The sequence below is a fragment of the Pseudomonas sp. B21-023 genome (genome assembly GCF_024749165.1).
Classification (GTDB): domain Bacteria; phylum Pseudomonadota; class Gammaproteobacteria; order Pseudomonadales; family Pseudomonadaceae; genus Aquipseudomonas.
On record NZ_CP087190.1, the window covers coordinates 5,120,548 to 5,138,916 of the forward strand.

General features: G+C 62.4%; 6 protein-coding genes, 2 tRNA genes and 3 rRNA genes. 2 read left to right on the plus strand and 9 right to left on the minus strand.

All coding sequences use genetic code 11. The features are described from left to right. Positions 1-42 precede the first annotated feature (42 nt). From recD to LOY42_RS23150, 9 genes are all read right to left on the minus strand, one after another. On the minus strand, positions 43-2,118 hold the full coding sequence (recD, locus tag LOY42_RS23110) for an exodeoxyribonuclease V subunit alpha (protein ID WP_139668473.1): 2,076 nt from the start codon (positions 2,116-2,118) through the stop codon (positions 43-45). Then, positions 2,115-5,786, minus strand: coding sequence for an exodeoxyribonuclease V subunit beta (recB, locus tag LOY42_RS23115; RefSeq protein ID WP_258599447.1), 3,672 nt, complete (start codon positions 5,784-5,786; stop codon positions 2,115-2,117). Before recB ends, recD begins: the two co-directional genes overlap by 4 nt. Beyond that, entirely contained in the window at positions 5,783-9,265 is a 3,483-nt protein-coding gene (gene recC / locus LOY42_RS23120; RefSeq protein ID WP_258599449.1) for an exodeoxyribonuclease V subunit gamma, read from the minus strand. Before recC ends, recB begins: the two co-directional genes overlap by 4 nt. Positions 9,266-9,419: 154 nt before the next feature. Then, a 5S ribosomal RNA gene (gene rrf, locus LOY42_RS23125) occupies positions 9,420-9,535 on the minus strand. A 134-nt stretch (positions 9,536-9,669) separates the two neighbouring features. Further along, positions 9,670-12,563, minus strand: a 23S ribosomal RNA gene (locus LOY42_RS23130). A gap of 245 nt (positions 12,564-12,808) precedes the next feature. Further along, a tRNA-Ala gene (locus LOY42_RS23135) sits at positions 12,809-12,884 on the minus strand. A gap of 24 nt (positions 12,885-12,908) precedes the next feature. Then, a tRNA-Ile gene (locus LOY42_RS23140) sits at positions 12,909-12,985 on the minus strand. A gap of 86 nt (positions 12,986-13,071) precedes the next feature. After that, positions 13,072-14,608: ribosomal RNA gene (locus tag LOY42_RS23145) — 16S ribosomal RNA — on the minus strand. The 16S, 23S and 5S rRNA genes sit together here with 2 tRNA genes alongside, the layout of an rRNA operon. A gap of 488 nt (positions 14,609-15,096) precedes the next feature. Continuing rightward, positions 15,097-16,653, minus strand: coding sequence for an MFS transporter (locus LOY42_RS23150; protein ID WP_258599451.1), 1,557 nt, complete (start codon positions 16,651-16,653; stop codon positions 15,097-15,099). 151 nt (positions 16,654-16,804) lie between these two features. Between LOY42_RS23150 and LOY42_RS23155 the strand changes: the two genes are divergently transcribed. Together LOY42_RS23155 and cysC are read left to right on the plus strand one after the other, a co-directional pair. Beyond that, positions 16,805-17,677: a LysR family transcriptional regulator gene (locus LOY42_RS23155; protein ID WP_139668375.1), complete on the plus strand. Its 873-nt coding sequence runs from the start codon at positions 16,805-16,807 to the stop codon at positions 17,675-17,677. An 87-nt stretch (positions 17,678-17,764) separates the two neighbouring features. Then, positions 17,765-18,340: an adenylyl-sulfate kinase gene (gene cysC / locus LOY42_RS23160; protein WP_139668373.1), complete on the plus strand. Its 576-nt coding sequence runs from the start codon at positions 17,765-17,767 to the stop codon at positions 18,338-18,340. The last annotated feature ends 29 nt before the right edge of the window (positions 18,341-18,369 follow it).

The following is an 18,369-nucleotide window of genomic DNA, read 5'->3' on the forward strand; positions in this document are numbered from 1 at the left end:
GATAATGCCGCAACGATAGCATATCGGCGGCGAACTCCAGAGTCAGACTTGCTCCAGCATCAGCCCCGAGACACGCCTGACCTTGCGCTCCACCGCTTCCTCGAACACCCCGGCGCGCGGCTCGATCAGGCTGAAGCATTGCTTGGCGCGGGTGATGCCGGTGTACACCAGTTCCTTGGTCAGCACCGGGTTCAAGGCATCGGGCAGCACCAGCGCGGTATGGCTGAATTCCGAGCCCTGGGACTTGTGCACGGTCATGGCGAACACGGTTTCCACTTCGCTGAGCCGGCTGGGCAGGACGAAGCGCACCCCACCGCTGCCATCGTTGCGCGGGAAGGCCACGCGCAGCAGCGCCTCGCCCTGCTCGTCCGGCAGGCGCAGGGCAATGCCGATATCACCGTTCATCAGCCCAAGACCGTAGTCATTGCGGGTGACCAGTACCGGGCGGCCCTCGTACCAGGGTTGCTGGCTATCGATCAGCCCGGCATTGTGCAGCACCCGGGCCACGCGTTCGTTCAGGCCTTCGACGCCCCAGGCGCCCTTGCGCACGGCGCAAAGCAGCTGGAAGGCTTCGAAGCTCTGCAGTACCTCGGCCGCCCAGCGCTCCCAGCGCGGATCGTCGCCCGGCGTGCCAGGCGGCGGGCGCAAGCGGCCGATGGTGCGCAGGTAGCCACGGTAACCCTGCGGCCCTTCGCCGCCCTGGCCAAGGCCGTCTAGCAACAGGCGATCGAAGCGCTTGTCGTGTTCGCCGCCCAGGGTCAGGCAATGAACGTCCGCAGGCCGGGTCGCCAGCAGCGCTCGCGCCTCCAGCGCCTGCTGGCGATTGACCAGGCGCGCCAGCTGGCCGATGCCGCTGCCTTCGCCGAAACGCCGCGAATGACGTAGCATCACGATCTGCTGGGCCAGCGGATTGCGCTGGCCATCGCCCGGTTTCAGGCCGATGCCCGCCAGCGACTGCCCGCCCACCTGCTCCAGCCAGGCCAGGGTCTGCGGCCAGTAGCAGCCTTCCTCGGCGTCGCGACACAGGTCGCCCAGCACCGCCCCGGCTTCCACCGAGGCCAGCTGGTCCTTGTCGCCCAGCAGCACCAGCCGTGCGGTGGACGGCAGGGCATCGAGCAGGTTGGCCATCATCTCCAGGTCGATCATCGAGGCTTCGTCGATCACCAGCACGTCCAGCGGCAACGGGTTGCCGGCATGATGGCGGAAATGCCGCGAGCCTGGGCGGCTGCCCAGCAGGCGGTGCACGGTGCTGACCTCGGTGGGGATCTGCGCCCGTACCTCAACGTCCACCTGCAGGCGCTCGACCTGCTGGCCGATGGACTCGGTCAGGCGCGCCGCGGCCTTGCCGGTCGGTGCCGCCAGGCGGATACGCAGCGGCCGGCCTTGCTCGACCGCCGGCCCCTGCAACAATGCCAGCAGGCGTACCACGGTGGTGGTCTTGCCGGTGCCGGGGCCGCCGGTGATCACACTGAAACCCGCTCGGGTGGCCAGCGCGCAGGCCAGTTTCTGCCAGTCCACCTCGCCGGCCGCCGAGCCGCCGTCGAACAGTTGCGCCAGGCGCTGGGCCAGATCGGCGGGCTGAGGCTGACGGCGCGCCAGGCGCTCATGCAGGGCGTCGTCGATCCGCCGCTCGTAGGCCCAGTAGCGGCGCAGGTACAGGCGCTCGGCGCTGAGCACCAGTGGCCGGGCGCGCTGTTCGACGCTATCGCCCGCCGCGACCAGCGGGCTCTCGGCAATCCGTTGCAGCCAGGTACCCAGGTCAAGGCTGGCCAGCAGTTGCGAAGGCAGCAGCAGCGGCCCGGCCAGGACATCGCCTTCCGGTGGCAGCGACAGGGCGAAGTCTGGTTCAGCGAGGGTCTGGCGCAGATCCAGGCACACATGCCCATGCCCCAGCTGGTGGCTGGCCAGCGCCGCAGCGAGCAGGACCAGAGGATCACTGCCTGGCGCCCGCTCCTCGAGAAAGCTCACGAAGGCCCGGTCCAGGGCACGCAACCAACCGCGCTCGACCCAACGATCGAGCAACGCCAGCAGGTCCTGGCTGGCGCTCAGCGGCGCCAGGGCGCTCAGATGCTCCGCCTGCAACGGCGTGGGCAGCAGGTCATCGAGGTTGCGGCTCATGGCGCGGCTCCGGCAAACAGGTCCTGTTGTTCAGGTTCTTGCTCACCCCGGAACATCGCGTCGAGCTGCTCGATCAGCGCCCGGGGTGGCCGCGCATGATACAGCCCGTGGCCCGCCGACGTGACGCCGCGCAGGAAGATGAACACGGCGCCACCGACATGCCGATCGTAGTCGTAGTCAGGCAGGCGGGCGCGCAACTGGCGATGCAGGGCCAGCAGGTAGAGCACGTACTGCAGGTCGTAGCGGTGCTCGAGGATCGCCTGCTCCATCGCCAGGTCGCCATAGGCTTCGGCGTCGGGGCCAAGCCAGTTGGACTTGTAGTCGGCCACGTAGTAGCGCCCGTCGAGCTCGAACGCCAGGTCGATGAAGCCCTTGAACATGCCATTGAGCAAGGTCGGCTGCGCGGCCGGGCGCGCCGCGCCGCCATGGGTATGGCGCGCCACCTGGTAGTCGAGGCGCAGGGCGTCGACCTGGTGGCTGGCGAACCAGAACTCCATTTCGATCTGGTAATGGTTCAGTTGCGCCAGGGTCAGGGTGGCACCCTGCAGCGGCATGGGTTGCAGCAGCAATTGCTGCAGCCACTGCGTCAGCGTGGGGATCCAGCCGGTCCAGTCGCGTCGATTGCAGCGCCGCCCCACGGTGCGTTCGATCACCTCGGCCTGGCTGCTGATCTCGGCGAAGCCTTCGCGGCCCGCCCATTCGAGCAGGCCATGGAGGAAGGTCCCCGGGTTCGGCCCACGGGGGAAGCGGTGGATATCGCCCGCCTCGGCCGGGACCTCGCGCAGCAGCTGGCTGTCCAGCAGCTCGTCGTCCAGCAGTTGCTGGGCCTGGGAGCTGTCGGCGATCAGCGTCTGGTCGCCCACCCGCAGGGCACTGTAGGAGGCAATCCACCAGTGTTCCGTGGCGGCGCGCCGTGGCTTGCGCGGCGGCAGGAGTTCGCGCTGGCTGTCCGGCGTGCGATAGCTCTGTGTCTGCACTTCGGGCAGCGCCTCCCGGCTGATGGCCGGGTTGCTCGCCGCCAGTGCCTGGAGCCACTCGCCCAGCTGGCTGGAGGCGGGCAACGGCAGCCCGCCGCCGAGCAGGTAACCCAGTGCCGAACGGTGCAGTTGCGAGCTGCGCTGGGTGCCGCGCTTGAGGTCGGCGACGCCCAGCCAGCAGGCGTATTGGGCACGGGTCAGGGCGACGTAGAGCAGGCGCAGGTCCTCGGCCAGGCGCTCGTCGTCGGCGCGCTCGATCTGCTCGGCATTCGGCGTCAGGGTCAGGTGCGCCACGCCCTGGTCATCGTGCCAGCCCAAGGGCAGGCGCTGGCCATCCACCGGTTTGCTGGTGCAGATGAACGGCAGGTACACCAGCGGGTATTCCAGGCCCTTGGATTTGTGGATGGTCACCACCTTGACCAGTTGTTCGTCACTTTCCAGGCGCAGGATCTGCTCCTCGCCCGCCTGCCCTGCGTTGGCCAGGTGCTCGGTGAGGTGGCGAATCAGCGCTTGCTCGCCATCCAGTTCGCCCGCCGCCTGCTGCAACAGCTCGGCCAGGTGCAGCAGGTTGGTCAGCACGCGTTCGCCGTCACTGCGGCCCATCAACGCGCGGGGCAGCTGGAAGTCATGCAGCAGGCGGCGCAGCATCGGCAGCACGCCCTGGCGTTGCCAGATGTCGCGGTAGCGACGAAAACGCATCACCCAGCCCTCCCAGACCCGCTCGTCCTGGTTCAGGCGCTCCAGTTCGACCAGCGGCAGATCGAGGGTCAGGCTGGCCAGGGCGGCCTTGAGCAGGCGCTCCGAGTCCGGTTCGGCGCAGGCCTTGAGCCAGGCCAGCAGGTCGTGGGCCTCCTGGGCGGCGAACACCGAGTCTTTGTCTGACAGGTACACACTGCGCACATCGCGGGCGGCCAGCTCGGCGCGGATCAGCTGGGCCTCGCGGCCGTCGCGCACCAGGATGGCGATATCGGAGGGCAGGCAGGGGCGCAACTTGCCAGCGGCGTCGGCGAAACCACTGACGCCTTGCTGCCCGCCATTGAGCAGCTCGACGATATGGCTCGCGCAACTGGCCGCCAGCTGCTGGCGATACAAGGTACTGGATACCGGTTCATCGCTGTCCAGCTGCCAGCAACAAAGGGCCGCGCTCGGCTGACCGGCCACCAGCAATTGCTCGCCACGGCCCTTGGCGCGTACTTCGACGAAAGGCAGCGGGTTGTCGCCATGGGCCCGGAACAGGAATGCCCCACGGCCCTCGGCACGCTCCTCGGCCTGGAGGAATACCCGGTTCACCGCTGCGACCATGGCCTGGCTGGAGCGGTAGTTGGTGTCCAGGCTGTGCAGGCGCCCGGCGGTGGCGCGGCGCGCGGCCAGGTAGGTGAAGATGTCGGCGCCGCGGAAGGCGTAGATCGCCTGCTTGGGGTCGCCGATCATGAACAGGCCGGTGTCCGGGTTGTTCTCGCTGATACGGTAGATGCGCTCGAAGATGCCGTACTGGACGGGGTCGGTGTCCTGGAACTCGTCGATCAACGCGACCGGGAACTGCTCGCGGATCAACGCTGCCAGGCGCTCGCCGGCATCGCTGCCCAGGGCATGCTCAAGGCGCAAAAGCATGTCGTCGAAGCCCATTTCGGCGCGTCGACGCTTCTCCACCTCGAAGCGCGCCGAAACCCAGGCGGCGGCATGCTCCAGCAGGCGCGCATCGGGACTGGCCAGCCCCTGCAACTGTTCACGCAGGGCCGCCATGGCGTGCAACGCCGGGTGCTGCGGTGGCTCGCCGGCCTTCCACGCCTCGGCCATGCCCGCCGGGGTCAGTCGGGTAAAGCCGGTGCCCAGGTCCAGCTCCATGGCCTGCCCATCACCGGCCCAGGCGCGCAGTTTGTCGAACCAGGGCTCGAAGTAGCGTGCCTGCAACTTGCGCCCGTCCGCCTGCTTCGCGGCCACGGCATCGCGGCAGATCTGCTGCAGCTCATCGGCCCAGGCGGCCCAAGGGGCCTTGAGCTGGGCCAACTGCTCGGTGCGCTGGCGCAGGGTCGCCTCGATCAAGGCTTGCGGCTCCTGGTCGTCCACCTGGCCACGGACGCGGCCGAACAATGGCCTGATCCTTGGCAACAAGGCATCGGGGCTGCCCCAGTTGCCGCGCACCCAGGCCAGCGACTCGCCACGCATGCCGTAGCAGAAGCGCCGCCAGTAGTCGCGCATGACCTGGCCCAGCAACTCGCTGTGATCGGTTTCCAGGCTCTGGGTGAACAGGCTGCCACTGTCGAACGCATGCTCGCGCAACATGCGCTGGCACCAGCCGTGGATGGTCGACACCGCCGCTTCGTCCATCCATTGCACGGCGATTTCCAGACGGTTGGCACAGCGTGGCCAGTGCGCCGGTGGATAATCCTCGCGCAGCAGGTGCAGCAAGGGGTCGGCGTCCTCGAGCTCGCCGCGGAAAAAGCGCGCCGCTTCAGCCAGGCGCGCACGGATACGCTCGCGCAGTTCCTTGGTTGCCGCATCGGTGAAGGTCACCACCAGGATCTGCGGCGGCAGCAGCTCGCGGGCAAAGCCCTGCTCGCCGCCATGCCCGAGGATCAGGCGCAGGTACAGGGCCGAGATGGTGAAGGTCTTGCCGGTGCCGGCGCTGGCCTCGATCAGTTGGCTGCCGTGCAAAGGAAAGCTCAGCGCCAGGGGGCGGGCTTGGGTCATTGGGCGCTCTCCGGGTTACCCAGGGTTTGCCAGGGCGCCGCGAACAAGGGGCGATACAGGGTTTCGCACCAACCCTCGAAGGTTTCCTCGAGGGCCAGTGCGGCGAAGTCACGGTATTGACGGGCCAGGGCCAGGCTCTCGCTGCGCTCGCCGAAGCTGTTCTGGCCGTCACCTTCGTAGGCCCGGGCTGCGGCAGCCAGGGCCTTGTCCGGGTCCTCCTGGGCCAGCCAGGCGAAGGCGGTCTTGGCCGCGACGGGCAAGGGCGCGTTCATTCCCGCCTGACGTGCCACCAGCAACTCGCCCAGGCGCTGCGTCGCATCGGCCTGCGGCAGTGGTGCCAACAACAAGGTCAGGTCGCTGGCCACCAACGCGCTGTGCAGCGGATAGCCCGAGGCGCAGGCGGCAAGGTGCATGACCCAGGCCGGGATCAGGCGATGCCATTTCAGGCTGTTGCGCCCGGCACTGAGGGTATTGGGCACGGTGGCGATGCTCAGCAGGCTTTGGTCTTCGCCTTGGTACACACGGCCGAGCCAGCCTTCCAGGCGCTGCGCGCCCTGTTCGAAGTGAATCGGCAGGGCACCCTCGACCAGCGTCGGCCAGCGCTGCAGCAACTGTCGATGGCGTTGCAGCAAGTCCGGCAGCGGCTGGATCAGTTCCGCCTGCAAGGCCTCACCGAACCCGGCCAACGGTAGCAGCCCGCAGGCCTGCAGCCTCCGGGCCTGGGCTTGCAGGGCTCGCTCGGCGTTGTCGGGGTCGGCCAGCGCGGCGCCGAGCAGGCTTTCACTCAAGCCATAGCGTTGCAGGGCATCCAGGACGAAGGGTTCTTCGTCCGGAGTCGGCGCCTCCAACGTTTCGAAGAACACTTTCAGGCGCTGGCTGAAAAAATGCCGTACCGGGTGGCGCAGGAAGTCCTGAAGCTGCACCAGGTTCAGCGGTTCATCGCTGACGTAGGGCGACAGCCCGATAGCGGCGGTCGCTGCGCCGTCCTCGGCCTGATGCAAGGCCAGCCACTCATGGGCAAAGCTGAACAGCGGGCTGCCTTTCTGGAAATAGCGCTGGCTGAACGGCTGCAGCGGATGCTCCTGGGTCAACGCATGCAGCAACTGCTGTCCAGCGTCATCGCGCAACCCGGCCTTGGCACCGGCGAGCTGCCAGCCGGCGGCCAGGTGATCGCGCAGTTGCCCGATCAGCACCGAGGCCGGACGCTCGCTGTTGTCGCGGATACTGCGTCCGACCCAGCTGACATAGAGCTGGTCACGTGCCGAAAGCAGGGCTTCGAGCAACAGGTAACGGTCATCCTCTCGCCGGGAGCGGTCGCCCGGGCGATAGTCGCTGGCCATCAGGTCGAAGTCCAGGGGCGGCTGGGCGCGTGGATAGTCACCATCGTTCATGCCCAGCAGGCAGACCACCCGGAACGGAATGGCACGCATGGGCATCAGCGTGCAGAAGTTCACGGAACCGGCAAGGAAGCGTTGCGACAACTTGCCCTGGTCCAACCCCGACAGCCAGGCTTCGCGCACCACCGTGAGCGGCAGCAAGTCTTGCAGGCCCACCGTTTCGCAAGTTTCCAGCCAGGTGTCGCGCAAATCCTGCAGTTGCACCAGGAGCAGCTCGTCGTGTTCGTTCTCGGCCAGGAAGAAGATCTGCAGCAGGGCGTGCAGCCGTGCGCCCCAGTCTGGCGCAGAGGCCGGCTGGGTCAGAGCCTGGCAAGCGACCTCCAGGGCATCGAGCAACGCGACCAGCGGCCCGATCAGCGCGGCATCGAGGCCGCCGATCTCGTCATAAGGCTCGATGCCGTCACAGCCTTCGCCCACCCCGACCGCGTACCCCAGCAACATCCGGCGCAGGCCGAATCGCCAGCTGTTCTGCTCCAGCCCTTCCGGCAGCCCCAGGCTGGCGCGCTGTTCGGCACTCAGCCCCCAGCGGATACCCGCCCCTTCGATCCAGCGATGCAGCGTCGGCAGGTCGCCTTCCTGGATGGCGAAACGGGCGCGCACGGCCGGTACGTCCAGCAGGTCGAGCACTTCACTGACGGCAAAGCGGCTGTCGGGCAGCTTGAGCAGGTGCTCCAGCGCAATCAGCAATGGGTCGCGACCACGCTGGCCCTGGTCGGTCAGGGTGAAGGGGATGTAGCGCGGGTCGCTGCGGTCGAGCTGGCCGAACACGGCACGGATATGCGGTGCGTAGGTGTCGATGGCCGGCAGCATGACGATGACGTCGCGCGGGCGCAGGGTCGGGTCGGCGCTGAAGCGGGCGAGTAACTGGTCGTGGAGGATCTCGACTTCGCGCTGCGGGCTATGGGCCAGGTGGAAGCGCACGGAGCGGTCCTTGGCCGGATCGACTGCTGGCCATTGCGTACGCGTCTCGGCCAAAGGCCGCAGCTCGAGGATATCGTCCTGCAGCTGGTTGAGCAGGGTCTCGGGTTGTGCATCACTGAACAGGTCGATACGGCCTTCGCTGAAGACATTCTGGTAGCTGCCTGGGTCGTCGTAGCTGTCGAGCAGGTTGATGTAGTCGCGCCCCTGCTTGCCCCAGGCCGCCAACAGCGGATGGGCATGCTGATGCAGCAGTTCGTCGTCCAGCTGCAAAGGCATGCCCTGCTTGCGTTGCTGGCGTTTGTACTGGTGCCGCAGCAGGTCCTTGTCGGCGACGATATCGCCCCAGTGGTGACGACAGGGGTTGTGCACGCACAGCAGCACCTGGCTGAAACGGGCAAGACCTGCCAGGGCTTCCAGGATCTGTGCCGGCAGCGACGAAATGCCGAACACGATCAATCGCGCCGGCAGCCCTGGGGGCGCCTGCTCCAGGCTGTTGATACGTTCGATGAAGCGCTGGTGCACACCGGCTCGGCTCTGGGCCATGCCCTCCTCGCCCACGTCCTCGAGCAGGAGCCGCCACAACTCGGCCTGCCAGCGATTGCCAGCAGCCAAGGGCTTGCGCTCGCCACGGGCGGTATTGAGTACATGGGCACCATCTGCCCAGTCCTTCAACCAGTCGGCGCGGTAGACCTGGTACTGGTCGAACAGGTCGGCAAGGCGCTCAGCTAGCTGGTAACGCTTGCGCAGGTCGCTATCGTCGGTGAGGAAGCGGCGCAGAGGTTCGAAGTGCGGACGCTCGATCACTTCCGGGAGCAGACGCATCAGGCGCCAGGTCAGGGGGGCCTTGTCGAGCAGCGAAACCTCGGGGATTTCATCACGGCCCAACACACGGCGATACAGCTGCCACATGAAGCTGCCCGGGAGCTGCACATCGATGGCAGCGGCGATCCCGCAACCGCCCTGATCGTCGTCTTGCGGGTCCTCGGCCAGAGCCAGTTTCAGCCATTGGGCGATACCGTTGCTCTGTACCAGCGCAATCTCGTTTTCCAGTGGCGCCAGGGGGTAGCGGCGCATCACGCTCACCACCAGATTACGCAGTTCGTCCAAGCGATTGCCCTGGACGATCATGAAACCTGGGTGGAGTGAGGTGGTCTGCGGCATAGGAGCTCTCGGGAATGCGGTTGATGCTGACGGGAAACCTTATCACGGAGACAGCAGACAAGGTCTCGCGATGCTGCCCGGCAGGCCATGGGTTTTCCAGGCACAAAGACAAAACCCCTACCTGCTCGCGCAGATAGGGGTTTTGCGAAATGAATCTTGACGATGACCTACTCTCACATGGGGAAACCCCACACTACCATCGGCGATGCATCGTTTCACTGCTGAGTTCGGGATGGGATCAGGTGGTTCCAATGCTCTATGGTCGTCAAGAAATTCGGTTGCCAGTACGTCTTTGCAGACATGCCAGCCAATTCGGATATGCGATATTTGTGGTTCGTCGCGAACTTTCGGTTCGTTTCGTCTTCACCACCGCAATCTGCGTTAGCAAATTGCTTGGGTGTTATATGGTCAAGCCTCACGGGCAATTAGTATTGGTTAGCTCAACGCCTCACAGCGCTTACACACCCAACCTATCAACGTCGTAGTCTTCGACGGCCCTTCAGGGAGCTCAAGGCTCCAGTGAGATCTCATCTTGAGGCAAGTTTCCCGCTTAGATGCTTTCAGCGGTTATCTCTTCCGAACATAGCTACCCGGCAATGCCACTGGCGTGACAACCGGAACACCAGAGGTTCGTCCACTCCGGTCCTCTCGTACTAGGAGCAGCCCCTCTCAAATCTCAAACGTCCACGGCAGATAGGGACCGAACTGTCTCACGACGTTCTAAACCCAGCTCGCGTACCACTTTAAATGGCGAACAGCCATACCCTTGGGACCGGCTTCAGCCCCAGGATGTGATGAGCCGACATCGAGGTGCCAAACACCGCCGTCGATATGAACTCTTGGGCGGTATCAGCCTGTTATCCCCGGAGTACCTTTTATCCGTTGAGCGATGGCCCTTCCATACAGAACCACCGGATCACTAAGACCTACTTTCGTACCTGCTCGACGTGTGTGTCTCGCAGTCAAGCGCGCTTTTGCCTTTATACTCTACGACCGATTTCCGACCGGTCTGAGCGCACCTTCGTACTCCTCCGTTACTCTTTGGGAGGAGACCGCCCCAGTCAAACTACCCACCATACACTGTCCTCGATCCGGATAACGGACCTGAGTTAGAACCTCAAGGTTGCCAGGGTGGTATTTCAAGGATGGCTCCATGAGAACTGGCGTCCCCACTTCAAAGCCTCCCACCTATCCTACACAAGCAAGCTCAAAGTCCAGTGCAAAGCTATAGTAAAGGTTCACGGGGTCTTTCCGTCTAGCCGCGGATACACTGCATCTTCACAGCGATTTCAATTTCACTGAGTCTCGGGTGGAGACAGCGCCGCCATCGTTACGCCATTCGTGCAGGTCGGAACTTACCCGACAAGGAATTTCGCTACCTTAGGACCGTTATAGTTACGGCCGCCGTTTACCGGGGCTTCGATCAAGAGCTTCGCTTGCGCTAACCCCATCAATTAACCTTCCGGCACCGGGCAGGCGTCACACCCTATACGTCCACTTTCGTGTTTGCAGAGTGCTGTGTTTTTAATAAACAGTCGCAGCGGCCTGGTATCTTCGACCGGCGTGGGCTTACGCAGCAAGTGCTTCACCCTCACCGGCGCACCTTCTCCCGAAGTTACGGTGCCATTTTGCCTAGTTCCTTCACCCGAGTTCTCTCAAGCGCCTTGGTATTCTCTACCTAACCACCTGTGTCGGTTTGGGGTACGGTTCCCAGTTATCTGAAGCTTAGGAGCTTTTCTTGGAAGCATGGCATCAACCACTTCGCGCTCTAATGAGCACTCGTCATCAGCTCTCGGCCTTGAGATCCCGGATTTGCCTAAGATCTCAGCCTACCACCTTAAACTTGGACAACCAACGCCAAGCTGGCCTAGCCTTCTCCGTCCCTCCATCGCAATAACTGGAAGTACAGGAATATTAACCTGTTTTCCATCGACTACGCTTTTCAGCCTCGCCTTAGGGACCGACTAACCCTGCGTCGATTAACGTTGCGCAGGAAACCTTGGTCTTTCGGCGTGCGAGTTTTTCACTCGCATTGTCGTTACTCATGTCAGCATTCGCACTTCTGATACCTCCAGCAAGCTTCTCAACTCACCTTCACAGGCTTACAGAACGCTCCTCTACCGCATCACCAAAAGGTGATACCCGTAGCTTCGGTGCATGGTTTGAGCCCCGTTACATCTTCCGCGCAGGCCGACTCGACTAGTGAGCTATTACGCTTTCTTTAAAGGGTGGCTGCTTCTAAGCCAACCTCCTAGCTGTCTAAGCCTTCCCACATCGTTTCCCACTTAACCATGACTTTGGGACCTTAGCTGACGGTCTGGGTTGTTTCCCTTTTCACGACGGACGTTAGCACCCGCCGTGTGTCTCCCATGCTCGGCACTTGTAGGTATTCGGAGTTTGCATCGGTTTGGTAAGTCGGGATGACCCCCTAGCCGAAACAGTGCTCTACCCCCTACAGTGATACATGAGGCGCTACCTAAATAGCTTTCGAGGAGAACCAGCTATCTCCGAGCTTGATTAGCCTTTCACTCCGATCCACAGGTCATCCGCTAACTTTTCAACGGTAGTCGGTTCGGTCCTCCAGTCAGTGTTACCTAACCTTCAACCTGCCCATGGATAGATCGCCCGGTTTCGGGTCTATACCCAGCGACTAAAGCGCCCTATTAAGACTCGCTTTCGCTACGCCTCCCCTATTCGGTTAAGCTCGCCACTGAATATAAGTCGCTGACCCATTATACAAAAGGTACGCAGTCACCTAACAAAGTAGGCTCCCACTGCTTGTACGCATACGGTTTCAGGTTCTATTTCACTCCCCTCTCCGGGGTTCTTTTCGCCTTTCCCTCACGGTACTGGTTCACTATCGGTCAGTCAGTAGTATTTAGCCTTGGAGGATGGTCCCCCCATGTTCAGACAAAGTTTCTCGTGCTCCGTCCTACTCGATTTCACTGGCAAGAGATTTTCGTGTACGGGGCTATCACCCACTATGGCCGCACTTTCCAGAGCGTTCCACTAATCTCAAACCAGCTTAAGGGCTGGTCCCCGTTCGCTCGCCACTACTAAGGGAATCTCGGTTGATTTCTTTTCCTCAGGGTACTTAGATGTTTCAGTTCCCCTGGTTCGCCTCTTGCACCTATGTATTCAGTACAAGATAACCAGCTTATGCTGGCTGGGTTCCCCCATTCAGAGATCTCTGGATCACAGTCTGTTTGCCGACTCCCCAAAGCTTATCGCAGGCTACCACGTCTTTCATCGCCTCTGACTGCCAAGGCATCCACCGTATGCGCTTCTTCACTTGACCATATAACCCCAAGCAATCTGGTTATACTGTGAAGACGACATTCGCCGAAAATTCGCACGTCGCTCTTTCGAGCAGAACTCACAAATTTTACCTTAGCCTGATCCACCCGCAGTGAAACGGGTGTTCAGTCTATTTCTATCACATATCCGAATTTTTAAAGAACGATCTGACAAAAGTCAGAAATCAACATTCATCGCCGAATGTTCATTTCTAAGTTCTGAGCAGTGCTGCGAAACCTGAAAGAGTGGTGGAGCCAAGCGGGATCGAACCGCTGACCTCCTGCGTGCAAGGCAGGCGCTCTCCCAGCTGAGCTATGGCCCCGTATTCTAGGCCGCACCAAGTAATTGGTAGGTCTGGGCAGATTTGAACTGCCGACCTCACCCTTATCAGGGGTGCGCTCTAACCAACTGAGCTACAGACCTATAACAGGGTCGCGTTACAGCATCGTCTTTACACAATGAATCAAGCAATTCGTGTGGGAGCTCATCAGCAGGCTGATGTCTTCGATTAAGGAGGTGATCCAGCCGCAGGTTCCCCTACGGCTACCTTGTTACGACTTCACCCCAGTCATGAATCACACCGTGGTAACCGTCCTCCCGAAGGTTAGACTAGCTACTTCTGGTGCAACCCACTCCCATGGTGTGACGGGCGGTGTGTACAAGGCCCGGGAACGTATTCACCGCAACATTCTGATTTGCGATTACTAGCGATTCCGACTTCACGCAGTCGAGTTGCAGACTGCGATCCGGACTACGATCGGTTTTGTGAGATTAGCTCCACCTCGCGGCTTGGCAACCCTCTGTACCGACCATTGTAGCACGTGTGTAGCCCAGGCCGTAAGGGCCATGATGACTTGACGTCATCCCCACCTTCCTCCGGTTTGTCACCGGCAGTCTCCTTAGAGTGCCCACCATAACGTGCTGGTAACTAAGGACAAGGGTTGCGCTCGTTACGGGACTTAACCCAACATCTCACGACACGAGCTGACGACAGCCATGCAGCACCTGTGTCAGAGTTCCCGAAGGCACCAATCCATCTCTGGAAAGTTCTCTGCATGTCAAGGCCTGGTAAGGTTCTTCGCGTTGCTTCGAATTAAACCACATGCTCCACCGCTTGTGCGGGCCCCCGTCAATTCATTTGAGTTTTAACCTTGCGGCCGTACTCCCCAGGCGGTCAACTTAATGCGTTAGCTGCGCCACTAAAATCTCAAGGATTCCAACGGCTAGTTGACATCGTTTACGGCGTGGACTACCAGGGTATCTAATCCTGTTTGCTCCCCACGCTTTCGCACCTCAGTGTCAGTATCAGTCCAGGTGGTCGCCTTCGCCACTGGTGTTCCTTCCTATATCTACGCATTTCACCGCTACACAGGAAATTCCACCACCCTCTACCATACTCTAGCTCGCCAGTTTTGGATGCAGTTCCCAGGTTGAGCCCGGGGCTTTCACATCCAACTTAACGAACCACCTACGCGCGCTTTACGCCCAGTAATTCCGATTAACGCTTGCACCCTCTGTATTACCGCGGCTGCTGGCACAGAGTTAGCCGGTGCTTATTCTGTCGGTAACGTCAAAACAGCAAGGTATTAACTTACTGCCCTTCCTCCCAACTTAAAGTGCTTTACAATCCGAAGACCTTCTTCACACACGCGGCATGGCTGGATCAGGCTTTCGCCCATTGTCCAATATTCCCCACTGCTGCCTCCCGTAGGAGTCTGGACCGTGTCTCAGTTCCAGTGTGACTGATCATCCTCTCAGACCAGTTACGGATCGTCGCCTAGGTGAGCCATTACCTCACCTACTAGCTAATCCGACCTAGGCTCATCTGATAGCGCAAGGCCCGAAGGTCCCCTGCTTTCTCCCGTAGGACGTATGCGGTATTAGCGTTCCTTTCGAAACGTTGTCCCCCACTACCAGGCAGATTCCTAGGCATTACTCACCCGTCCGCCGCTGAATCAAGGAGCAAGCTCCCGTCATCCGCTCGACTTGCATGTGTTAGGCCTGCCGCCAGCGTTCAATCTGAGCCATGATCAAACTCTTCAGTTCAATACTGCTTGGGTTTTTAAGAAACCCTAAACTTGGCTCAGCAATCTCAAATGACTATGTGATTTCTCGCATGGCCACTTGTGATGCTGATAATCTTGGCGACTATCAGTCCGTACTCACAAGCACCCACACGAATTGCTTGATTCAATTTGTTAAAGAGCGTTTGGCCAAGAGCTTTTCATCTCAACCGAGGCGCGCATTCTACGCTTTCCTCATTTGCTGTCAAGCGTTTATTTTGAAGTATTTTGCGATAAACCCGTTCAACTTCAAACACTTGACTCGCTGCGATCTCTCGTAGCGGGAGGCGAATCATACAGCGTTACAACCTGCTGTCAACTGCCTTTTCACCGCTGCCGACCTGACGATCGAAGCACTTCCGCAACCCTCCTTATCGATCAAATCATTGATATTCAAGGAGTTTTTCGTTCCGATGTCGCTGGAAGTGGGGCGCATTATAAGGGGATATGAAACTCCGTCAACCGTTAATTTCATATATTTGCAATGTCCGGTGCTGCCTGCTGAAGAGCCTCCCCGGTCGGCAAGGGCTTGTTCAGCAATATTCCCACCAGCACCGCAAAGATCAGCGCCGCGACACCGGCACTGCACAGCACCGCCTCGAACCCACCGATGAGCGCCTGGCGCGCCAGTGGTGCCACCACCTCTCTCAGCCTTGGATCGAGCAACGCCAACGCGGCCTGCAGATCCCCCGCCGCCACCCGCGTAGCCATCTCCCCCGCCACACCCAACGCCTCGGGTGCCTGGATCGCCAGGGCATCGCGCAGCAGTTGTCTACTGCGCGCCGCAAGGATGCCGCCGAGAATACCTATGGCGAGGACGATGGCCCCAAAGCGCGTGGTGGTGCTCAGCCCCGAAGCCATACCGGTGCGCTCACGCGGTACGCAGGCCATGATGTTCTTCTGCGTATCGCCATTGAGCAGCCCGGCTCCGGCGCCCAGCACGACACTGGCCAGGGCGAACGCGGCATAGCCACCTTGGCCGGTGGCCCAGGCGCAGGCCAGGTTGCCCACCCCGACCAGGGCCAACCCCAATGCGAATACCTGGGCCGACGACAGGCGCGCAGCCATGCGCATGCCCAGCCGAGGCGTGAGCAGCATGGCCACGGCGAACGGCAGCATGCCCGCGCCCGCGGCCAGGGCCGAGAGCTGCAAACCGCCCTGCAGGTACAACGGCAGCAAAGTCATCATCACCTGCGCACAGGCGGCATAGGCAAACATCCCCAGCAAGGCACCGATGAAGCGCCCGCTGCGCATCAGGCCGGGGTCGACCATCGGCCGCGCCTGGCTGCGCTCGACCATCACGAACAGGCCAAGCAGGAACGCGGCGATCAGCAGACGCCCCAGTGTGGGAGCACTGTCCCAACCGACCCGATTGGCATCGATCAAGGCCCAGATCAGGTAGCCCAGGCCACCGGCGAAAGTCAGGCTGCCCAGTGGATCGAACCGCGCCGCCGAACCGTCGCGGGACTCCTCGATACTGCGTACGACCATGACCGCCAGCACGATCACCAGCGGCAGGTTGATATAGAAGATCCAGCGCCAGCCCAAGGTACTGGCGATCAGCCCACCGAGCAGCGGCGCGAAGGTGATGGTCGCGCCCATGCAGGCGCCCCAGAAGGCCCAGGCCCGCATGCGTTCCTGCGGCGCATGGAAACGGTTGCCGATGGCGGCCAGTGCGGCAGTCAGCAACAACGCGGCACCGATGCCCTTGGCTGCGCGGGCCAGATCAAGGAACAACAGGCTCGGCGCGGCGCCGCACGCCAGCGAGGCCGCGCCGAACAGCGCCAGGCCGAGCAGCAGCATGCGCCGCCTGCCGAAACGGTCGGCCAGGCTGCCAGCGGGTAGCAGGCAGGCAGCGAACGCCAGCAAATACGCACTGACCACCCATTCGATGTCGCTGAACGAGCCGGACAGATCGCGGGCAATGCTGGGCAGGCTGACCGCAACGATGTTGGTGTCGAGGATGATCACGGCGCACACCGCCGAGGCGGTGAACAGGGTGAAGCGTGGTGAGGCGGCTGCAGGCATGGCAAGGCTCCGTCATAGAGAGCAGGCAGGTCGTCGCCGCTTTACCGCCACGACGCCAGCCTTGTAGTGTTGCCTCAACCATAACGCCGCAGGGCGCCCGGCTTGTTAGCCAGCACGTCCCGCGTCATTAGCGCCTGGCTAACGAGGCCCCATGGAGATACGTCACTTCCGCTACTTCCTTGCCGTCGCCCGCCACGGCCACTTCACCCGCGCCGCCGAGCAACTGGGCATCGCCCCGCCGACCCTGAGCCGGCAGATCCAGGACATGGAGCGTGAGCTGGGCGTGCGACTGTTCGAACGCAGCCAGCGCGAGGTGAGCCTCACCGCCGCAGGCCAGGCATTGCTCACCGAGGCTGAACAGGCCGTACAGCAGTTCGACGCAGCGCAATTGGGTGCACAGCGTGCAGGCCGCGGCGACAGTGGTTGGATAGAGCTGGGCTACGTCGCATCGGCAGCCTACTCGGGCACCCTGCAGCAACAAGTGAGCCGATTTGTCGAAGACTACCCCGGGGTGCGCCTGAACATTCGCGAGGTGCCCATGCTCGAGCTCCCCGCCTTGGTCCACGATGGCCAGCTCGACCTCGCCTACCTGCGCTCGCCCATGGAGCTGCCGCAGACCCTGACGGCTATCGCCCTGCATCAGGAGGGCTTCGTCCTGGCGCTGCCGGCCAGCTCGCGCCTCAATGAGCTGAAGACAATCCCCGCCGCGCGGCTAGCCGACGAAACGTTCATCTTGCCTGAGCAGATCTCCGGCACCCTGGCAATCGCCGGCCAGGGCGGCTTCACGCCGCGCCTGGGGCCGCAGCCGGGTAGCCTGGTGGCAGTGCTCACCCTGGTTTCACTAGGCCAGGGCGTGGCCGTGGTACCCGCGTCGGTGGTCCAGCGCATCAGCCTCCCGCAGGTCAACTACCGGCCCATCGCCGACAGCCAGGCGAGCTCATGGCTGAGCCTGGTGCACCGCCGCTTCGAGAAGTCACCTGCGGTGCTGCGCTATATAGAAGGCGTACGCAGAGGAATCGACTGAACACCCACCGTGGCCGTTTCCAGGCCACTGACATCCCGCCACGCGGCGCAGTACACTCGGGCACTCCCCCTTTCGGAGACGCCCAAGGTGCATCACGCAGGAAGCGATGAACGTCCACCGGCACGTGCCCGCCCTGGCGCGGTAATCTGGCTCACCGGCCTGTCGGGCGCGGGCAAGTCGACATTGGCCCAGGCCCTGGCCCGGCAGCTCGATGAGCTGGGGCATGGCTGCTACGTGCTCGACGGTGATGTACTGCGCACAGGGCTGAATGCCGACCTGGGTTTCTCACCCCAGGATCGCCACGAAAACATCCGCCGTACGGGTGAGGTGGCGGCGCTGTTCGCCGATGCCGGGCTGATCTGCATTGCCGCGTTGATCTCGCCCTATCACGCGGGGCGCGCCGCCGCGCGCCAGGCCTGCAAGGCGGGCTTCCACGAAGTGTACGTCAAGGCCGACCTGGCCACCTGCGAGGCCCGCGACCCCAAGGGCCTGTATCGCCGCGCCCGGGCGGGAGAGCTGCCTGCCTTCACCGGGATCAATGCGCCGTACGAGGTGCCGGAGCGCCCGGAGCTGGTGGTGGAGACGGCACAAGTGCCGCTGCCGATAGCAACGGCGCAACTGCTGGCGTACGTACAGCAGCGGGTACTGCACCAAACGCAGTAGGCGCGGGCTGACCCCGCGCTGCTGGTTGC